We start from the raw sequence: 17,866 nt of genomic DNA, 5'->3' as shown, positions 1-17,866 counted from the left end.
GCCCGGCCTTGCCCCGGCCGGGGGCCGGGGCCGCCCCCCCCCCACCCCCCGGGGGGGCGCCCACTGTTGGGTGGGTTTTGGGGGGTTTTCGTTCCCCCCCCCCCCAAACACCCCCACACTCGTCGGTTTCGGCTCTGCGTCACCCCGCTCGCCCGGCGAGAGTTCTTCTTAGATCCAGTACCGCTCGTCCTCGGTGTCCCCCGGGTGCGGCCGGACCATGCCGGCGGCCAGGGTGTTTCCGTCCTGCGGGTCGATCACGAGGAACGCGCCCGTGCGGCGGTGGGCGGCGTACGGCTCGAGCGGCAGCGGCGCGGCCAGGCGGATCTGGACCTCGCCGATGTCGTTGAGCCCCAGCTCGGACGCCGGCGCCACCTCGAACGAGTCCAGGTCCAGCTTCCCGGTCACGGCCCGCACGAGCCCGCGCACCGTGGAGGTGCCGTGCTTGACGAGCACCTTCGCGCCCTCGCGCAGCGGCTTGGCGGACAGCCAGGCCAGCGAGCCGTACAGGTCGGCCGTGCTCTCGGGCAGCGTGCCGGCGGCGGCGATCGTGTCCCCGCGGGCCACGTCGAACTCGTCGGCGAGGCGAAGCGCGACGGACAGCGGCGCGGCGGCCTCTTCGAGCGCGCGGCCGGCGACGTCGATCCCCACCACGGTCGTCTCCCGGGCGCCCTGGCCCGGGGTCACGACGGAGACGCGGTCGCCCACGCGCACCACGCCCTCGGTGACCTGCCCGGCGTAGGCCCGGTAGTCCCGGAACTCGGCCTCGTCCAGCCCCGGTGCGAGAGCGCCCTGCGGCCGGATCACCGTCTGCACGGGGAAGCGGAAGGCCTCGGCCCGGTCGCCCAGCTCGTCCGTGCTCGGCAGGGACTCGAGCAGCTCGATCAGCGTGGGCCCCGCATACCAGGCCGTGCGGTCAGAGCGGTCCACGATGTTGTCCCCCTCTAGGGCGGAGACCGGGACGGCCACGGCGTCACGGAGGCCGAGCTCGGAAGCCAGCCGCGCGACGTCGTCCGCGATCGCCGTGAAGACCGGCTCGGAGAAGTCGACGAGGTCGATCTTGTTCACCGCCACCACCACGTGCGGCACCCGCAAGAGGGCGGCGACGGAGAGGTGCCGGCGGGTCTGCTCGAGCACGCCCTTGCGCGCGTCGATGAGCAGCACCACGGCGTCCGCGGTCGAGGCGCCCGTGACCGTGTTCTTCGTGTACTGCACGTGGCCGGGGCAGTCGGCGAGGATGAAGGTGCGCCGGTCGGTCGCGAAGTAGCGGTAGGCGACGTCGATCGTGATGCCCTGCTCGCGTTCGGCGCGCAGCCCGTCGGTGAGGAGCGCGAGGTCGAGCCCGCCCTTCTCGCCGCCGAAGCCGCGGGCCTCAGACGTGCGGGCCACGGCGTCGAGCTGGTCGGCGAGGATCGCCTTGGAGTCGTGCAGGAGGCGGCCCACGAGGGTGGACTTGCCGTCGTCGACGCTCCCGGCGGTGGCGAAGCGGAAGAGGGTGCCCTCGGCCAGCGTAGTGGTCTCGGCGGTCTCGGCCAGCGTGCTCATCAGAAGTACCCGTCCTTCTTGCGGTCTTCCATCGCCGCCTCGGAAATGCGATCGTCGGCGCGGGTGGCCCCGCGCTCGGTGAGGGTCGACGCCGCGACCTCGCGCACCACGTCCGCCACCGTGTAGGCGTCGGAGAGCACGGCGCCGGTGCAGGACATGTCCCCCACCGTGCGGTACCGCACGGTGCGCACGACGACGTCCTCCCCCTCGCGCGGCCGGCTCACCTCGCCCACGGCGCGCCACATGCCGTCGCGGACGAACACGTCGCGCTCGTGGGCGTAGTAGATGCTGGGCAGCTCGATCTGCTCGCGCTCGATGTAGCGCCAGATGTCTAGCTCGGTCCAGTTGCTGATGGGGAACGCCCGCACGTGCTGGCCGACCGTGTGGCGGCCGTTGTAGAGGTTCCACAGCTCGGGGCGCTGGTTGCGCGGGTCCCACTGGCCGAACTCGTCGCGCAGGGACAGGATCCGTTCCTTGGCGCGCGCCTTGTCCTCGTCGCGGCGGCCGCCGCCGAACACGGCGTCGAACCTGTTGCGCTCGATCGCGTCCAGGAGCGGGACGGTCTGGAGCGGGTTGCGGGTGCCGTCGGCGCGCTCGGCGAGCTCCCCGCGGTCGATGAACTCCTGCACGGAGCCGACCACGAGCTTCAGGCCGAGCCGCGCGACCGTGCGGTCGCGGAAGTCGAGGACCTCGGGGAAGTTGTGGCCCGTGTCCACGTGCAGGACCGGGAACGGGATCTTCCCCGGCCAGAACGCCTTGGCCGCCAGGTGCAGCATGACCACGGAGTCCTTGCCGCCGGAGAACAGCATCGCGGGGCGCTCGAACTCGGCGACGACCTCGCGGAGGATGTGGATCGACTCGGCCTCGAGGGCGTCGAGGAGGGGCAGGGCCGGGGCCACTCCCGGAGCAGCCGGCGCGGCTGTGGGGACCGGCGCGGCTGTGGGGATTTCTTCAACTCGGGTGCTCATACGTGGAGTCCGCATTCTGTCTTGTCGGTGCCGGACCAGCGGCCGGCTCGGGGGTCCTCTCCGGGGGCGACTGGGCGGGTGCAGGGCGCGCAGCCGATGGAGGGGTACCCCTGGGCAAGGAGGGGGTTGACGGGCAGAAGGTGGTCCTCGGAGTACTGCACGAGCTCGTCGAAGGACCACGGCGCCACGGGATTGACCTTGACGAGGCCGTTCTTCTCGTCCCACGTCACGAGCGGGGTGCCGGCGCGGGTGGGGGCCTCGTCGCGGCGCACGCCGGTGAACCACAGCTCGTATCCGGCGAGCGCGGCGTGCAGCGGCTCGACCTTGCGCAGGGCGCAGCAGCGGCCGGGGTCGCGGGAGAACAGGTCCTTGCCCTCCGCGGCGTCCTGCTCGGCGACGGTCTGCTTCGGGGTGACGTCGACGATCGTGACGCGCAGGTTCTCCGCGACCTCGTTGCGCGTCGCGTAGGTCTCGGGGAAGTGGTAGCCGGTGTCGAGGAAGAGGACGTCCACGCCCGGGAGCTGGTCGGCCACCAGGGCGGGCAGGACGGCGTCGGCCATTGAACAGGCGACGGCGGTGGCCTCCACCGCGAAGTTCCGCGCCACCCAGCCGATCACCTCCTGGGCGGAGGTGTCCCAGCCGAGCTCGGCGGCGCCGGCCTCGGCGAGGGCCTTGAGCTCGTCCGTGGGACGGAGGTCTCGGCTGCGCTCAACCACCGGGGGCGAAACCCGTTCGGTGCTCACTGGAGCGCCTCCTCGTCCGCGGCGTGGGCCCATTCGGCGAAGGTCTGCTCCTCGTCGGCGCGCTCGGCGAGGTAGCGGCGGGTGACGCGCTCGACGTAGTCGGGCAGGTCCTCGGCCGTCACCTTGAGCCCGCGGACGGTGCGGCCTGTGCCGGCCTCCTCGCGCGAGTCGGAGGCGAGGCCGCCGCCCAGGTGCACCTGGAAGCCCGGGGTCTGGCCGCCGTTGCCGTCGGGGAGGAGCTGGCCCTTGAGCCCGATGTCCGCGGTCTGGATGCGCGCGCACGAGTTGGGGCAGCCGTTCACGTGCAGGGTCAGGGGGCGCAGGAGGCGGTTCGCGGCGTCGTCGCCGTCCTCCGGCCCGAAGCGCTTCTCGAGCTCGGCGATGGCGTCGGTGGCGGTGTCCTTGGTGTCCACGATCGCGAGCTTGCAGAACTCGATGCCGGTGCAGGCGATGGTGGAGCGGCGCCAGGGGCTCGGGTTGGCGTAGAGGCCGAGCTCCTCGAGGCCGGCCACGAGCGAGTCGACGCGGTCCTGGTCGACGTCGAGCACCACGATCTTCTGGTGCGGGGTGGTGCGCAGGCGGGCGGAGCCGTGGGCCTCGATGAGGTCGGCGAGCGCGAGGAGGGTCTCGCCGGAGACGCGGCCCACGGTCGGGGTCGCGCCGATGTAGAAGCGGCCGTCCTTCTGGCGGTGCACGCCCACGTGGTCGCCGGGGGTGGAGGGCTTGACGGCGGCGGGGCCGTCGGGCAGGGGCGCCTCGAGGTACTCGGTCTCGAGGACGTGGCGGAACTTCTCGGCGCCCCAGTCCGCCACGAGGTACTTCAGGCGGGCGCGGTTGCGCAGGCGGCGGTAGCCGTAGTCGCGGAAGATGCCCGTGACGCCGGCCCACACCTCGGCGGCGCGGGAGGGCTCCACGAAGGTGCCGAGGCGGACGGCGAGGTGCGCCGAGGTGGAGAGCCCGCCGCCGACCCACAGGTCGTAGCCCGGGCCGAGCTCGGGGTGCACCACGCCGACGAGGGCGAAGTCGTTGATCTCGTGGACCACATCCTGGGACGGGTGGCCCGTGATGGCGGTCTTGTACTTGCGCGGCAGGTTCGCGAAGGACTCGTCACCGATGTACCGGTCCGCGATCTCGCGGATCTGCGGGGTGGGGTCGAGGATCTCGTCCGCGGCGATGCCGGCGACCGGGGAGCCGAGGATCACGCGCGGCACGTCGCCGCACGCCTCGGTGGTGTGCAGTCCGACGGCTTCGAGGCGGCGCCAGATCTCGGGCACGCTCTCGATCTCGACCCAGTGCAGTTGGATGTTCTGCCGGTCGGTGATGTCCGCGGTGCCGCGGGCGAAGTCGCGGGAGATGCCGCCGATCACGCGCAGCTGCTCCGTGGTGAGCGCGCCGCCGTCGATGCGCACGCGCATCATGAAGTAGCGGTCCTCGAGCTCGTGCGGCTCGAGGGTGGCGGTCTTGCCGCCGTCGATCCCGGGCTTGCGCTGGGTGTAGAGGCCCCACCAGCGGAAGCGGCCGTGCAGGTCGGTCGGGTCGATCGAGTCGAACCCGCCCGCGGCGTAGGTGGTCTCGATCCGCTCGCGGACGCTGAGGCCGCCGTCCTCCTGCTTCCAGGCCTCGTTCGCGTTCAGCGGGGCGGTGCCGTCCACCTTCCACTGCCCGTTCGGCTTGGCGGCACGCGGGCGTGCTGGGCGCGCTGAGTCGGTGCGCGGGTGCGTGGCGGTCTCTGTCATGCGTTCGAGGGTACGGAGCCCGCCCGCCCGGCCTCCACGGCGCTGCAATGCGGGGTCACCCGGGGACGCATTTCGTCGCACAGGGCCCGATCTCGGGGGTGACCCTTGACTCCTCCCCGCCTCCCGCCCCTCCGGTCCTCCCCCTCTCCCCCACCCCCCCCGTTTCGGGTACGCATCTCGTCGCCCTTTCCGCGTCTCGGGTACGCATCTCGTGGCGCCTTTCGGGTCTCGGGTACGCATCTCGTCGCACTTTCCGCGTCTCGGGTACGGCCGCCCCTGGACGCCCCGGGCAGCTGCGCACCCGATCTCCTGCCGGTGCGCACGACGCCGGCCGGGTCGCCGCACGCGGCCGGGGAGCCCGCCGTCGTGCGTACCAGAAAGCCGGAAAAGCCGACGAGATGCGTACCCGAAACGGCAGAGGTGCGACGAGATGCGTACCCGAAACCGGGGAGGGGCGGGGTCAGTGGGAGAACGACGTCCACGGGTGCGTGGCGCCGTACCGCCGCAGCCACAGCGCGAGCCCGGCACAGACCAGGTACCCGGCGCCGACGGCGAGCCACCCGACGTCGTACGAGCCGGTCACGTCGGCCAGGACGCCCATGATCAGCGGCCCGAGCGAGAACCCCGTGTACATGCCCGCGGCGAGCACGCCGGACGCCACCCCCACGCGCTCCGAGGGCACCACCACGAGCACGGCCGCGTTCATGATCACATTCGCGCCCAGCACCGTCGCCCCGTGCAGCGCGACCCCGGCCCACACGAGCCACGGCTGGTGCCACGCGCCGGCGCCGAGCAGGCACACGACGCCCACGATCGCGCCGAGGGCCAGGGCGAGCAGCAGCCCGGAGGGCCGGGCGCCGCTGGCCATCCTGCGCCCCCACACGATCCGCGAGGACACCCCGACGATGCCGGAGACGCCCGCCGCGGCCCCGGCCAGCACGAGCGGGAAGCCCAGCTCGCGCACGGCGTACAGCGGCAGGTACACGTTGGTGGCCTGCATCCCCAGACCCGAGAAGAACGCGAACCCGGCGAAGAGCCACACCGAGAACGGCAGCGACCCACCCTGCCCGCGCCGGGCGTGGGACCTCGGCTTCGCGGGCTCGGAGGGCACCTGCGTGAACCCGTACGCGAGCAGCCCGAGCGCAATCACCGCGGCCAGCCCGAACGCGCCCTGCCACCCGAGCCAGAGCGCCACCGCGGGGAAGAACAGCCCGGAGAAGAGCTGGCTCGCCTGCACCCCGGACTGCTTGATCCCGATCCACCCGGCGCGCTTGTGCGGGGGCACCGAGGTCACGACCACGCGGTTCGTGGTCGGGTTCGAGATCGACTGCGCAGGGCCGGCGAGGATGACCGCCGCGAGCAGCACCCAGAAGCTGTGCGCGAGGGCCGCGATGACGAGCGCCAGGACCGTCCCGCCGAAGATCAGCACGAGCTGCGTGCGCGTCCCGGCCCGGTCGCTCAGGCGCCCGAGGGAGAAGCTGCTCACGGCGGCCGAGGCGAACACGGCGCCGGCGAGGAGGCCGAACTGGGACTGGCTCATGCCCAGCGACGCCAGGATCAGCGGGCTCACCGCGCTGAGGCCGTAGTTCAGGATCGGGCCCACGCCCATCGCCGCGACGAGGACCACGAGGAGCCCGGCCGTCGCCTTCCGGGGCGCAGGCCCGGCCGCGGCGCTCACTCGGCCGGCTCGGCGGGAGCGGCCGGGGTGGCGAGCGCGGCGTCGTAGCGGTCCAGGGCGATCTGGGCGACGACGGGCGCGGGCAGCAGCGGCGCGGCGACGGCGTCGGCCCCCGCCTTCGCCAGCTGGTCGTGGAAGAAGCCCGGCGCGAGGAGGTAGGAGGCGACGACGACCCGCGCGGCGTCGCCCGTCCCGTCCGCCTCCTCGGCGCGCAGCTCGGCGACGGCCTCCGGCACGCTCGGGGAGGCGCTCGCGCCGTACCCGGGCAGGACGCGGTTCGGGACGCGGTGGCGGAGCATGTCGGCGAGGCGTTCGACGTCGGCCGCCGCCTGCGGGTTCGAGGATCCGGCGGCGGCGAGCACCACGGCGTCATCGGCGCGCAGCCCCGCCTCGGCGAGGCGCTGCGCGAGGAGGTCCGCGAGGCGCTCGTCGGGCCCGAGGGGGCCGGCGGCGAGCGTGCCGGGGCGCGACGCCACCGCCCGGGCGATGTCCACCTTCACGTGGTAGCCGACGCTGAGGAGGAGGGGCACGACGACGGCACTCGCCTCCGCGGGCAGCCCGGCGACGACGTCGGGCAGCTCGGGGCCGTGCACGTCCACGTAGGCGTCCACCACGGTCAGGCCCGGCCGGGCGGCCCGGATCTCCTCGACGACGGCCAGGATCGCGGCCCGGCCCTCGGCGTTGCTGGTTCCATGGGCGCATGCCACGAGGATGTCCTGGGTCATGTGCCGAGCGTACCGGCCGCCCGTTCACGCGGCGGAAACCCGGGGACGCCGCCCGACTAGGATGAAGCACATGAACGAGATGTTCCTGGAGAAGTTCCGCGCGCTTGTCCCGAAGTACCTCGAGGATCCTTGGAAGCCCGCAGACGGGATCTCGGAGAAGGAGCTCGACGAGGCCCTCGAGGAGCATGCGTTCACGATCCCGCAGGTGCTGCGCGAGTTCTACCTCGCGCTCGGCAACTCGGAGCTCATGGAGGCCTACCACTACTTCTGGGACCCCGAAGAGCTCGAGATCGACGACGAGGGCTTCCTCATGTTCCTCGAGGACGAGGAGGAGCAGTTCACGTGGGGCATCCGCGCGGGCGACCTCCGCGTCCCGGACCCCATCGTGTACCGCAAGAACAACGCCCGAGGCGAGTGGGTCTCCGAGGACGGAACGTTCTCAGAGTTCACCTTCGACATGTTCGAGTGGGTCTTCAGCGAGGATGACGAGGAAGACGAAGAGGGCTGACACCACAAGACTTCACAATGATTGACTAGTACCACTGGACTTTTTACAGATCTGTCATATGCTTGTCAGTGGGTTCACTTCTTAGCCTCCAGTGAATCCGGGTGCGAACGGAAAACGGTCCCGGGAATCGGCGCTAGCCGAGTCCCGGGACCACCCGTTTAACCCGTGAGGGGTCATGTCCCTGCGATGAGGGGTCACCTCCCTGCGATGAGGGGTCATGTCCCTGAGCCTGTGGAGGACAAACCGCGCCCCGTGATCCCGGGAGTCTGACCCGACCCTGTGGATAACTCAACGCATGATCCCCAGAACAGTGCCACGATTCCGGCATGACAACGCCCACCGCGCTCGAGATCATGCTTTCCTCGCCGTTCACGTCCGCCGAGGCCCAGCGTCATGGTCTGGACTATTTCGACCTCCTCCGCCAGAACGTCAGGCACGCCAGCCGCGAGCTCTACCTCCCGGGCGAGGGCGAGCCAGCCATCGCGGACCGGGTTCGGTCCCACCTCGCGCTGACGCCTGGGGCGTGGGCGTCCCACAGGACGTCGGCCGCCCTGCACGGACTGTGGCTCCCCGACCAGGCAGCCGACCACTCATGGCTCCACCTGAGCAAGCCCAGCCATCTGCCGCGGGTGAGGCGAGATGGGGTCGTGGGGCACCGCGTGCGCGTTCTGCCGGACGAAGTTGTGCAGCTCGAGCGGGGCATCCTCGCCAGTTCGCCGGCCCGCACCTGGCTTGATCTGGGCAACGAGCTGGGACCGGTCGCGCTCGTTGCACTCGGGGATCAGCTCATCCGCTCTCCCCGGCCCGTTTTCGATGGCCGGAGCCGGCCGCACACCACCAAGGACGCACTGGCGGAGATGCTCCGCGGCCACCCCAAGATGAAGGGGGTCGCGAAGTGCCGCGCCGCCCTCGCGGACATGCGGGTCGGCGCCGATTCGGTCCAGGAGACGCTGCTCCGGCTCTGCCTCCTCGCCTACGGCTTCCCGGAACCGGAGCTGCAGATCGTCCTCCGGCCCTCCGACCGCTTCTCCTTCAGCGCAGACATGGGCTACCGGAGCATCAAGGTCGCGATCCAGTACGACGGCGACCATCACCTCACCAACGAACAGCGCCGGCGCGACGCGCGCCGGGACGCGGCATTCCGCGCCGCCGGTTGGGTGGTCATCATCGTCACTGCGGAGGACCGCCAAGACGACTTTGCCCGCGTCCGCGCCGACCTGCGCTCCCTCTTCGCGGCCCGGGCGGCCTAGCGGGACCCCTAGGGACATGACCCCTCAACCCAGGGACATGACCTCTCAACGCAGGGACATGACCCCTCAACGCCGGGGCGGCGAGGTCAGGCCCGGCGCTCCACCACCGCGTCGGCGAACGCCGCGAGCGAGTCCTTCACGACGCCCTCGGGCAGCGGCCGGAGCGCGGCCTTGGCGGCATCGGCCCACTCGCGCGCGACGGCCCACGACTGCTCGGTCACGGGGTGCGACGCGATCGCGTCGACGGCCGCAGCGAGCGCGTCGTCGCCGGAGAGGTCTGCGTCCACGAAGCCGAGCACGCGCTGGGCGGAGGCATCGCCGTTGGCCGCGGCACGGCGCAGCAGCAGGACGGGCAGGGTCGGGACGCCCTCGCGCAGGTCCGTCCCGGCGATCTTGCCGGAGGTGACCTTGCCGCCGGTGACGTCGATGACGTCGTCGGCGAGCTGGAACGCGACGCCCACCTTCTCGCCGTAGTCCACGAGCACAGACTCGTACTCGGACGGGGCGCCGGAGAAGATCACGCCGAACTGGCCGGAGGCGGCGATGAGCGAGCCGGTCTTGTCGGCCAGCACGGAGATGTAGTGCTGCAGCGGGTCCTCGCCATCGCGCGGGCCCACGGTCTCGTGCAGCTGCCCGAGGCAGAGCCGCTCGAACGTGCGCGCCTGGATGGCCAGGGCGCGGCCGCCGAGGTCCGAGACGAGGATCGAGGCGCGGGCGAAGATGAGGTCCCCGGCGAGGATCGCCACGGTGTTGCCCCAGACCTCGTGGGCGGTGGGAGCGCCGCGGCGGTAGGGCGCGGAGTCCATGACGTCGTCGTGGTACAGCGTGGCGAGGTGGGTGAGCTCCACGACCGCGGCGGCCTGCAGCACCTCGGCGCGCTCCGAGTCGCCCAGGTGCGCGGCGAGGATGGTCAGCAGCGGCCGGATGCGCTTGCCGCCGGCCTCCATGAGGTGCTTGCTCGTCGCGTCGGCCAGGGGGTCGGAGTTGGAGATGGCCTCCCGCAGGACCCGCTCGACGCGCGCCATGCTCGTGGTGATCGCAGGGCCCAGCTCAGCGTCCTCGGCAATGGCGGCGAAGCCGGCAGGCAGCTGCATGCCGGCGGCGATCGCCGTGGTGGTGGGAGGCGGCTCGGAGGACTCGGGGCGGCCGTGCCCCGCGTGCGTCCAGCGGCCGTCTGCAGATTCAGTCACGGGGTCAAGCCTAGCTTTCGGGGCGCACTGCGCGCGCCGGGCGGGGTGGGACGGTGTTCGACGTCGCGGGCACGAGCGCCTCGAGCACCCGGATCGCCGCGTCCGGCAGGCTTGTGCCGGGCCGGTCGGTGAGGTTGGCGAGCAGCCGCACCACGAGGCGCATGAGCGGCGGGACGGGCATGCCGGTGGCGAGCGCCGCACGCATCACCGCGGGATGGCCGATCAGCGCCGCGAACGCGCGCCCGAGCGTGAAGTGGCTCCCCCACTCGCGCCGCACCCGGTCGGCGTAGGCGCCGAGGCGACGGTCGACGTCGGCCTCCGCCGGCCGCGCCCGGCCCGCCGCGCGCTGGGCTGCTGCGGCGTCGACGAGGTACTGGGCCGCGAACCGACCGGACTCCATGGCGTAGGAGATGCCCTCGCCGTTGAAGGGGCTCACCATGCCTCCGGCGTCCCCGAGGAGGGCCATGCCGGGGACCACGTGCGGGGTGCGGTTGAAGCCCATCGGCAGGGCGGCGCCGCGGATGGGCCCGACCTGGCGGTCCTCGGTGAAGCCCCACTCCCCCGGCATCCCGGCAGTCCACTCGCGCAGCACCTGGCGGTAGTCGAGCCTGCCGAACTCCTTGGAGGAGTTGAGGATGCCGAGTCCCACGTTGCACGTGCCGTCGCCCACGCCGAACACCCAGCCGTACCCGGGCAGGGGCTTGCCGTCCGCGCCGGGCAGCTCGAGCCAGCCCTCCATCCAGTCGTCCTCGTGGCGGGGGCTTTCGAAGTAGGTGCGGTAGGCGACGCCGAGCGGGCGGTCGTCGCGCTTGGCCAGGCCGCGGGAGACGGCGGCGCGGGTCGAGTTGCCGTCGGCGGCGAGGACCACGTCGGCGCGGAAGTCGCGCGTCTCGCCGGTCTTCCTGCCGGCCTCGTCGAGGAGGTGGGCGCGGGCACCCACCACGCGGCCGGCGTCGTCCGTCAGGATCTCGGCGACTGAGTGCCCCTCGAGGACCTGCGCCCCGGCGGAGCGGGCGTGGGCGGCGAGGGCCTCGTCGAAGCCGAGGCGGGTGCGGACCAGCCCGTAGTCCGGGAAGCCGTCGAGGTCGGGCCAGGGCAGCTCGAGGGTGCGGCCTCCGGCGATGAGGCGCAGGCCGCGGTTGCGGCGCCAGCCGTCTTCGGCGGCGTGCGGGAGCCCGAGCAGCTGGATCTCCCGCACGGCGCGGGGCGTGAGCCCGTCCCCGCAGACCTTCTCGCGCGGGAAGCGGGTCTTCTCGAGCACGGTGACGGGCACGCCGGAGCGTGCGAGGTAGTGGGCTGCGGTCGAGCCGGCCGGGCCCGCGCCGACGATCAGGACGTCCACGGTGGATCCGCCGCGCGTCAGCGGGACGCGGAGCGGCGCGCGCGCCGGACCTGGGCGGGCGGCGCCGCCGGCGCATCGGCGGCGGCCTCCGGCTTGTAGGCGCGGTGCACGGCGACGATCCCGCCGGAGAGGTTGCGGTACGTCACGTCCGTCCACCCGGCCTCGGACAGCCACGCGGCCAGGTTGTCCTGGTCCGGCCAGGCGCGGATCGACTCGGCGAGGTACACGTAGGCGTCCGGGTTGGAGGAGGCCCGGCGGGCGATCTCGGGCAGGGCGCGCATGAGGTACTCGACGTACATGGTGCGCCACAGGGGGTTGACCGGGGAGGAGAACTCGGCGATGACGAGCCGGCCGCCGGGCTTGGTCACCCGCAGCATCTCGGCGAGGGCCTTGCGGGGCTCCCTCACGTTGCGCAGGCCGAAGCTGATGGTGACGGCGTCGAAGGAGCCGTCCGCGAAGGGCAGGTTCGTCGCGTCGCCGGCGATGAAGTCGATGTCCGGGCGGCGGCGCTTGCCCACCCGCAGCATGCCGAGGGAGAAGTCGCAGGCGACCACGTCGACCCCCGCATCCGCGTAGGGCTCCGAGGAGGTGCCCGTCCCGGCGGCGAGGTCGAGGACCCGCTGGCCGGGGCCGGCGTCGACCGCATCGAGCACGATCTTCCGCCAGCGGCGCGTCTGGCCGAGGGAGAGGAGGTCGTTCATGACGTCGTACCGCGGTGCGACCTCATCGAACATGGTGGCGACCTCATCGGGCCGCTTCTCGAGGGATGCCCTGCTGCCTGCGCTGCTCACCCGCACCATTCTGCCAAACTTCAGAACCGCAGCAGGACCTTGGACGAGCCGGTGCCGCGGTCCCCCGCCACACGGAAGGCCTCGACGGCGTCCTCGGCGGCGAACTCGTGGGTGAGCAGGGGCTCGATGTCGAGTCCTTCGGCGAGGTACTGCAGCGCCGTGGAGATCTCGTCGACGAAGCGGAACGTCCCCCTGTAGTCCACCTCGCGGAACACGAGCGCGCCGAGGGAGACCGAGATGTCCCCGGCGGCCAGGTTGCCGACCTGGACCACGGTGCCGCCCCGCCGGACGGCGCGCAGGACGGCGCTGACCGCGGCGGGCGCGCCGGAGGCCTCGATGACGACGTCGGCCTCCGGCAGCGGGGCGCCCCCGGAGAGGTCGACCGTCTCGTGCGCGCCCATCCTCCGGGCCACGTCGAGCGAGGCGGGGGCGAGGTCCGCGGCGATCACGTGGGCCGCGCCGGCCCTGCGGGCTGCGGCGACGACGAGCGCGCCGATGGGCCCGGCGCCGTTGACCAGGACGGTGCGGCCGCGCACGTCGCCGGCCCGGTTGACGGCGTGGATCGCGACCCCGAGGGGCTCGGCAACGGCGGCCTGGCGCGTGCTCACGCCCTCGGGCACCGCGCGCAGCTGGTCCGCCGGGACCACGGCGCGTGCCGAGAAGGCGCCCTGGGTGTGCGGGCGGGACGCGGCGGAGCCCAGGTAGCGCACCGACTCGCACAGGTTCGGCCGGCCCTCCGCGCAGTGCCGGCAGCGCCCGCAGACCGCGGCCGGGTGGACGGCCACGCGCTGGCCAACGTCGAAGCCAGTCACGGCCTCGCCGAGGGCCTCGATGTGCCCGGCGACCTCGTGGCCGAGCACAAGCGGGTCGCGCAGGACGCTCAGGCCGGAGGCGCCGTGCCGGACGTAGGAGAGGTCGCTGCCGCAGATGCCCCCGTACGCGACCGCCACGACCGCGTCGTGAGGGCCGGGCTCCTGCTCCGGCACCGGATCGAGGCGCAGGTCCCCGGCGGCGTGGACCACGACGGCAATGCTCACGGGACCTCCTGTGCGGCGGGCGGACGGCGGTCAGGATAGCCGCGGGCGGCAGGCCCCGTCTACGGCACGGCCGACCGCGTAGGCTTGATCCATCATGAAGCACCCCTTGCGCGCCCTCACGGTCACTCTGGGCCCGGCCGCCCTCGGCGCCACCGACCTCGCCGCAGGCCTTACGGACGCACAGGTGCAGTGCTGGGTCCGCCGCGGCGAGGGCCAGATCGGGTTCGGCGAGGCGGCCCGCTTCACTGCCACGGGCGCCGACCGCTTCATCGACGCCGAGGCGTGGTGGAAGCAGCTCACGCTCGAGGCCGAGGTCGTGGACCGCGTGGGCCACCCCGGCACCGGCCTGCTCGCCTTCGGCAGCTTCGCCTTCTCGCGCACCTCCCACTTCCTCTCACGCCTCGTGGTCCCCGAGCTCGTGATCGGCATCCGCGACGGCGCCGCCTGGGCCACGCTGGTGACCAGCGACGGGACCGAGCCCACCGACGCGGCGCTGCGGGCCGCCGTCGTGCGCGTCCTCGACCCCGCCGACGGCTCGGGCGGCCAGCACGAGGAGGGGCGCACGACGCCGCGCGCGGGCTCGGGCGCGGACGGCGCCGCCCGCGGGCCGGTCACCCTCTCCCCCGGATCGCTGGGCGAGCAGCGCTGGATGGACGCCGTTGCCGCCGGAGTGGAGCGGATCGCGGCGGGCGAGCTCGAGAAGCTCGTGCTCGCCCGGGACATCGTGGTGCACCGCGGCAGCGGGATCGAGCGGCACGAGGTGCTGCGCCGGCTCGCGGCGTCCTACCAGGACACGTGGGTGTACGGCGTGGACGGGCTCGTGGGCGCCACCCCGGAGATGCTCATCCAGGTCGAGGGGCGCACCGCGCAGGCGCGGGTCCTCGCGGGCACGATCGACCGGCGGGACGCCAACGGGCAGGGCCTCGAGTACGCGGAGCGCGTGCTCGCCGGATCGCCCAAGCAGCGGCACGAGCACGAGATCGCCATCCAGTCGCTGACCACGGCCCTCGCGCCGTTCTCCGAGGCCATGAACGCCCACGACGAGCCGTTCATCCTCGAGCTGCCCAACGTGTACCACCTCGCCTCCGATGTGAAGGCCGAGCTCGTCGACGTCGAGGGGCACATCCCCACCTCGCTCGCGCTCGTCAACGCACTGCACCCGACGGCCGCGGTCTGCGGCACTCCCACGTCCGTGGCCGGGGCGCTCATCCGGGAGCTCGAGGCGCTGGACCGAGGGCCCTACGCGGGCCCGGTGGGGTGGCTCGACGCCGCCGGCAACGGCGAATGGGGCATCGCGCTGCGCGGCGGGGTCATCGAGACGCCGACCTCCATGCGCCTGTACGCCGGCTGCGGGATCGTGGAGGCCTCGCAGCCGACCGCCGAGCTCGCCGAGACGTGGGCCAAGTTCCGGCCGATGCTCGAGGCCTTGGGCGTCGAGCGCTAGGGGCGGTGCGGTGGCTCCTCAACGCCACGGAGGTGGCTCCTCGACGCCACGGACGTGGCTCCTCAACGCCACGGACGTGGCTCCACAACGCAGGGACATGACCCCTCACCGTGGGTAGCGGTGAGGGGTCATGTCCCTGCTGTCGGGCCTGCGGCTGGCGCTAGAGCACCTTGCCGAGGAAGGCCTGGGTGCGCTCGTGCCGCGGGTTGGCGATGACATCCCGCGGGTTGCCGGACTCCACCACGACGCCGCCGTCCATGAAGGTCAGGGTGTCGCCCACCTCGCGGGCGAAGCCGATCTCATGCGTGACCACGATCATGGTCATGCCCGAGGCGGCGAGGTCCTTCATGACGTTCAGGACGTCGCCGACGAGCTCCGGGTCCAGCGCAGACGTGGGCTCGTCGAACAGCATGAGCTCGGGCTCCATGGCCAGCGCCCTCGCGATGGCCACGCGCTGCTGCTGGCCGCCGGAGAGCTGGGCCGGGTAGTGGCCGGCCCGGTCGGAGAGGCCGACCTGGTCGAGGAGCTCGAGGGCGCGCTTCTTGGCCGTGGCCTTGTTCTGGCCCTTCACCTGCACCGGCGCCTCGATGACATTCTCGAGGGCGGTCTTGTGCCCGAAGAGGTTGAACCGCTGGAACACCATGCCGATGTTGCGGCGCTGGCGCGCGACGTCCTTGACCGTGAGCTCGTGCAGCTTGCCGCCGTGCTCGCGGTAGCCGATGAGCTCGCCGTTCACCCGGATCCGGCCGGCGCTGATGGTCTCGAGGTGGTTGATGCAGCGCAGGAGGGTGGACTTGCCCGAGCCCGAGGGCCCGATGAGCACGGCCACCTCGCCCTGCCTGACCGTCATGTCGATCCCACGGAGCACGTGGTGCTGGCCGAAGTACTTGTGCACCCCCTCGACGCGCACGATCTCCTGGGTCCCGGGGGCGACGCGGTGCGTGCCCTCGGCGGCTGCTGCGCTCATCGTCCGCTCTCCTCGATGTCCTTGCCGGCCACGGTGGGGCCGCCGGGCATGGTGTCCGACGCCGGTCCCAGGCCTGCCGCTGCGGCCTTCGCCGCCGCGGCATTGACCGGGGCGGGGACGAGGTTGTCCACGCCCTTGCCGTAGTACTTCTCGATGTAGTGCTGGCCGACCATGAGGATGCTCGTGACGAGCAGGTACCAGGTCGCCGCGACCATGAGCAGCGGGATCGGCAGGTAGGTGCGGTTGGCCAGGGTGTTCGTCACGAAGGTGAGGTCCAGCGTGAAGGGAACGGCCAGGACCAGCGAGGTGGTCTTGAGCATGCCGATCGTCTCGTTGCCCGTGGGCGGCACGATCACCCGCATGGCCTGGGGCAGCACGATGCGCCACATGATCTTGGTGCCGCGCATGCCGAGCGCCTCGGCGGCCTCCGTCTGGCCCCGGTCCACCGACTTCAGGCCCGCGCGGAAGATCTCCGCGAGGTAGGCCGACTCGTTCAGGCCGAGGCCCAGGACCGCGGCCCAGAAGGAGTTCAGGAGGTCCTGCGTGGTGAAGCTGAACAGCTCGGGCCCGAAGGGCACGCCCATGCTGATCTTCGGGTACAGGACCGCGACGAGGCCCCAGAAGATCAGCTGGGTGTACACCGGGGTCCCGCGGAAGAACCAGACCCAGAACCAGGACGACCACCGGAAGATCGGATTGTCCGACTGGCGCATGAACGCCAGCAGGACCGCGAGCACGATCGCCAGGACCATCGAGAGCACGGTGAGCAGGAGCGTCCACCCGACGCCCCGGACCACATTCACGTCGAGGATGTACAGGACGTAGGTGTCCCAGTGGAAGTTCTCGTTCGTCGCCAGGCTCTGGACGGCCATGGCAACGATCACGAGGATGACGGCGGCCCCCACCCACCGCCACGGGTGGCGCACCGGAACGGCCTTGATGAGCTCCGGTGCACCGCCCTTGGACGTCTGGACTGCCTCAGCCCGATGCGTGGTCATGTCAGTCACGAGGAGGGAGTCGGGTTGACTTCAGACTTGGTGACGGCGCCCTCGGAGTTGTTCCACGTGTCGAGGATCTTCTTGTAGGTGCCATCCGCCATGAGCTTGGTCATGACCTTCTGGACGAGATCGGCCAGGGCCGTGTCGTTCTTCGCGATCGCGATGCCCTGGGGGGCGGCGTCGTAGGTGTCGCCGAGCTTCTCGACGGCGCCCTTGGTCTGCTGGACCGCGTAGCCGATGATCGGCGAGTCTGCGGCCATGGCGTCGAGGCTGCCGTTCACCAGGCGGGTGTTGAGGTCCGTCTGGGCCTTGAGCGAGACGATGTTGATGGCCGGCTTGCCCGCGGCGGTGCACTTGGCGTTGCGGTCCTTGAGGTCCGGATCCTCCTGGACCGTCCCGGTCTGGACGCCGATGGTCTTGCCGCACACGTCGTCGAGGGAGAACTTCTTCGGGTTGCCCTTCTGGACGGCCCACGCGGTGCCGGCGTTGAAGTAGCTCACGAAGTTGACGGCGGCGAGGCGCTCCTTGTTGATGGTGAAGGAGCTGATCCCGAGGTCGTACTTGGGGCCGAGGGCGGGCAGGATGCCCGTGAACTCCGCGGTCTGCACATCGGTCTTCAGGCCCAGCGTGGCGCCGATGGCCTTCGCGAGGTCGACGTCGTAGCCCATCGGGGTGTGGTTGTCCGAGCCGCCGAGGAACTCCGCCGGGGCGTAGGAGGTGTCGGAGCCGACCACGAGGGTGCCCTTGGACTTGATCGACGCCGGCACCTGCGAGGCGAGGGAGTCGTCCTTGGCCACTGTGCTCGGGTCGAACGACGCCGACGCCGACCCCGAGGGCTGGCTCCCCCCGCCGGTCTCGGAGGCGTTGGTGCACGCCGTGAGGGCCAGGGCACCGACGGCGAGCACGGCTGCGCCCTTGGCCGCGAGCTTCGCGGAGAAAGTCATGTC

General features: G+C 72.0%; 16 protein-coding genes. 3 read left to right on the top strand and 13 right to left on the bottom strand.

The genetic code is table 11. The annotated features are described in order from the left end of the window. Positions 1–168 precede the first annotated feature (168 nt). From J2W21_RS15785 to J2W21_RS15760, 6 genes are all read right to left on the bottom strand, one after another. Positions 169–1,542: a sulfate adenylyltransferase subunit 1 gene (locus J2W21_RS15785; protein WP_307115461.1), complete on the bottom strand. Its 1,374-nt coding sequence runs from the start codon at positions 1,540–1,542 to the stop codon at positions 169–171. Then, positions 1,542–2,510, bottom strand: a complete 969-nt coding sequence (gene cysD, locus J2W21_RS15780) for a sulfate adenylyltransferase subunit CysD (protein ID WP_307115460.1) — start codon at positions 2,508–2,510, stop codon at positions 1,542–1,544. The genes J2W21_RS15785 and cysD overlap by 1 nt, the downstream gene beginning before the upstream one ends. Then, a complete protein-coding gene (locus tag J2W21_RS15775) occupies positions 2,507–3,253 on the bottom strand; it encodes a phosphoadenylyl-sulfate reductase (protein ID WP_307115459.1) in 747 nt (248 codons plus the stop codon). The genes cysD and J2W21_RS15775 overlap by 4 nt, the downstream gene beginning before the upstream one ends. Beyond that, the gene (locus J2W21_RS15770; RefSeq protein ID WP_307115458.1) at positions 3,250–4,989 is read right to left on the bottom strand and encodes a nitrite/sulfite reductase; all 1,740 of its coding nucleotides are present in this window, start codon (positions 4,987–4,989) and stop codon (positions 3,250–3,252) included. The genes J2W21_RS15775 and J2W21_RS15770 overlap by 4 nt, the downstream gene beginning before the upstream one ends. Before the next feature lie 460 nt (positions 4,990–5,449). Further along, positions 5,450–6,667, bottom strand: a complete 1,218-nt coding sequence (locus tag J2W21_RS15765; protein ID WP_307115457.1) for an MFS transporter — start codon at positions 6,665–6,667, stop codon at positions 5,450–5,452. Continuing rightward, complete coding sequence (locus J2W21_RS15760; RefSeq protein ID WP_307115456.1) at positions 6,664–7,392, bottom strand: sirohydrochlorin chelatase; 729 nt, start codon at positions 7,390–7,392, stop codon at positions 6,664–6,666. Before J2W21_RS15760 ends, J2W21_RS15765 begins: the two co-directional genes overlap by 4 nt. 70 nt (positions 7,393–7,462) lie before the next feature. Between J2W21_RS15760 and J2W21_RS15755 the strand changes: the two genes are divergently transcribed. Both J2W21_RS15755 and J2W21_RS15750 read left to right on the top strand, forming a co-directional pair. Continuing rightward, on the top strand, positions 7,463–7,900 hold the full coding sequence (locus J2W21_RS15755; protein WP_307115455.1) for a hypothetical protein: 438 nt from the start codon (positions 7,463–7,465) through the stop codon (positions 7,898–7,900). Positions 7,901–8,226: 326 nt separating this feature from the next. After that, positions 8,227–9,150, top strand: coding sequence for a hypothetical protein (locus J2W21_RS15750; protein WP_307115454.1), 924 nt, complete (start codon positions 8,227–8,229; stop codon positions 9,148–9,150). 86 nt (positions 9,151–9,236) lie between these two features. On the opposite strand, the gene J2W21_RS15745 is transcribed toward J2W21_RS15750, so the two are convergent. Genes J2W21_RS15745 through J2W21_RS15730 form a run of 4 tightly spaced genes read right to left on the bottom strand, consistent with a single transcriptional unit; the run spans position 9,237 to position 13,510 of the window. After that, positions 9,237–10,340 carry a polyprenyl synthetase family protein gene (locus tag J2W21_RS15745; protein WP_307115453.1) on the bottom strand — a complete coding sequence of 368 codons (1,104 nt, stop codon included), beginning with the start codon at positions 10,338–10,340 and terminating at the stop codon, positions 9,237–9,239. Between the two features lie 10 nt (positions 10,341–10,350). Then, on the bottom strand, positions 10,351–11,682 hold the full coding sequence (locus J2W21_RS15740) for a geranylgeranyl reductase family protein (protein WP_307115452.1): 1,332 nt from the start codon (positions 11,680–11,682) through the stop codon (positions 10,351–10,353). A 17-nt stretch (positions 11,683–11,699) separates the two neighbouring features. After that, positions 11,700–12,473, bottom strand: a complete 774-nt coding sequence (locus tag J2W21_RS15735; RefSeq protein ID WP_307115451.1) for a demethylmenaquinone methyltransferase — start codon at positions 12,471–12,473, stop codon at positions 11,700–11,702. Between the two features lie 20 nt (positions 12,474–12,493). Continuing rightward, positions 12,494–13,510: an L-idonate 5-dehydrogenase gene (locus tag J2W21_RS15730; protein ID WP_307115450.1), complete on the bottom strand. Its 1,017-nt coding sequence runs from the start codon at positions 13,508–13,510 to the stop codon at positions 12,494–12,496. Positions 13,511–13,604: 94 nt separating this feature from the next. On the opposite strand from J2W21_RS15730, the gene J2W21_RS15725 reads away from it, so the two are divergent. Beyond that, positions 13,605–14,954: an isochorismate synthase gene (locus tag J2W21_RS15725; protein ID WP_307115449.1), complete on the top strand. Its 1,350-nt coding sequence runs from the start codon at positions 13,605–13,607 to the stop codon at positions 14,952–14,954. Between the two features lie 160 nt (positions 14,955–15,114). On the opposite strand, the gene J2W21_RS15720 is transcribed toward J2W21_RS15725, so the two are convergent. From J2W21_RS15720 to J2W21_RS15710, 3 genes are read right to left on the bottom strand one after another with little or no spacing between them, the layout of a single operon-like run. After that, complete coding sequence (locus J2W21_RS15720) at positions 15,115–15,921, bottom strand: amino acid ABC transporter ATP-binding protein (RefSeq protein ID WP_307115448.1); 807 nt, start codon at positions 15,919–15,921, stop codon at positions 15,115–15,117. Further along, a complete protein-coding gene (locus tag J2W21_RS15715; protein WP_307115466.1) occupies positions 15,918–16,919 on the bottom strand; it encodes an amino acid ABC transporter permease in 1,002 nt (333 codons plus the stop codon). The genes J2W21_RS15720 and J2W21_RS15715 overlap by 4 nt, the downstream gene beginning before the upstream one ends. A 5-nt stretch (positions 16,920–16,924) precedes the next feature. Continuing rightward, positions 16,925–17,863 (bottom strand): ABC transporter substrate-binding protein, encoded by a 939-nt coding sequence (locus tag J2W21_RS15710; protein WP_307115447.1) that lies wholly within the window; start codon positions 17,861–17,863, stop codon positions 16,925–16,927. Between the last annotated feature and the right edge of the window lie 3 nt (positions 17,864–17,866).

The sequence above is a fragment of the Sinomonas atrocyanea genome (assembly GCF_030811715.1).
In the GTDB taxonomy this organism is placed as follows: domain Bacteria; phylum Actinomycetota; class Actinomycetes; order Actinomycetales; family Micrococcaceae; genus Sinomonas; species Sinomonas atrocyanea_A.
Note: the sequence above shows the minus strand (reverse complement) of the source record. Positions and strands in the feature narration are given on the sequence as shown.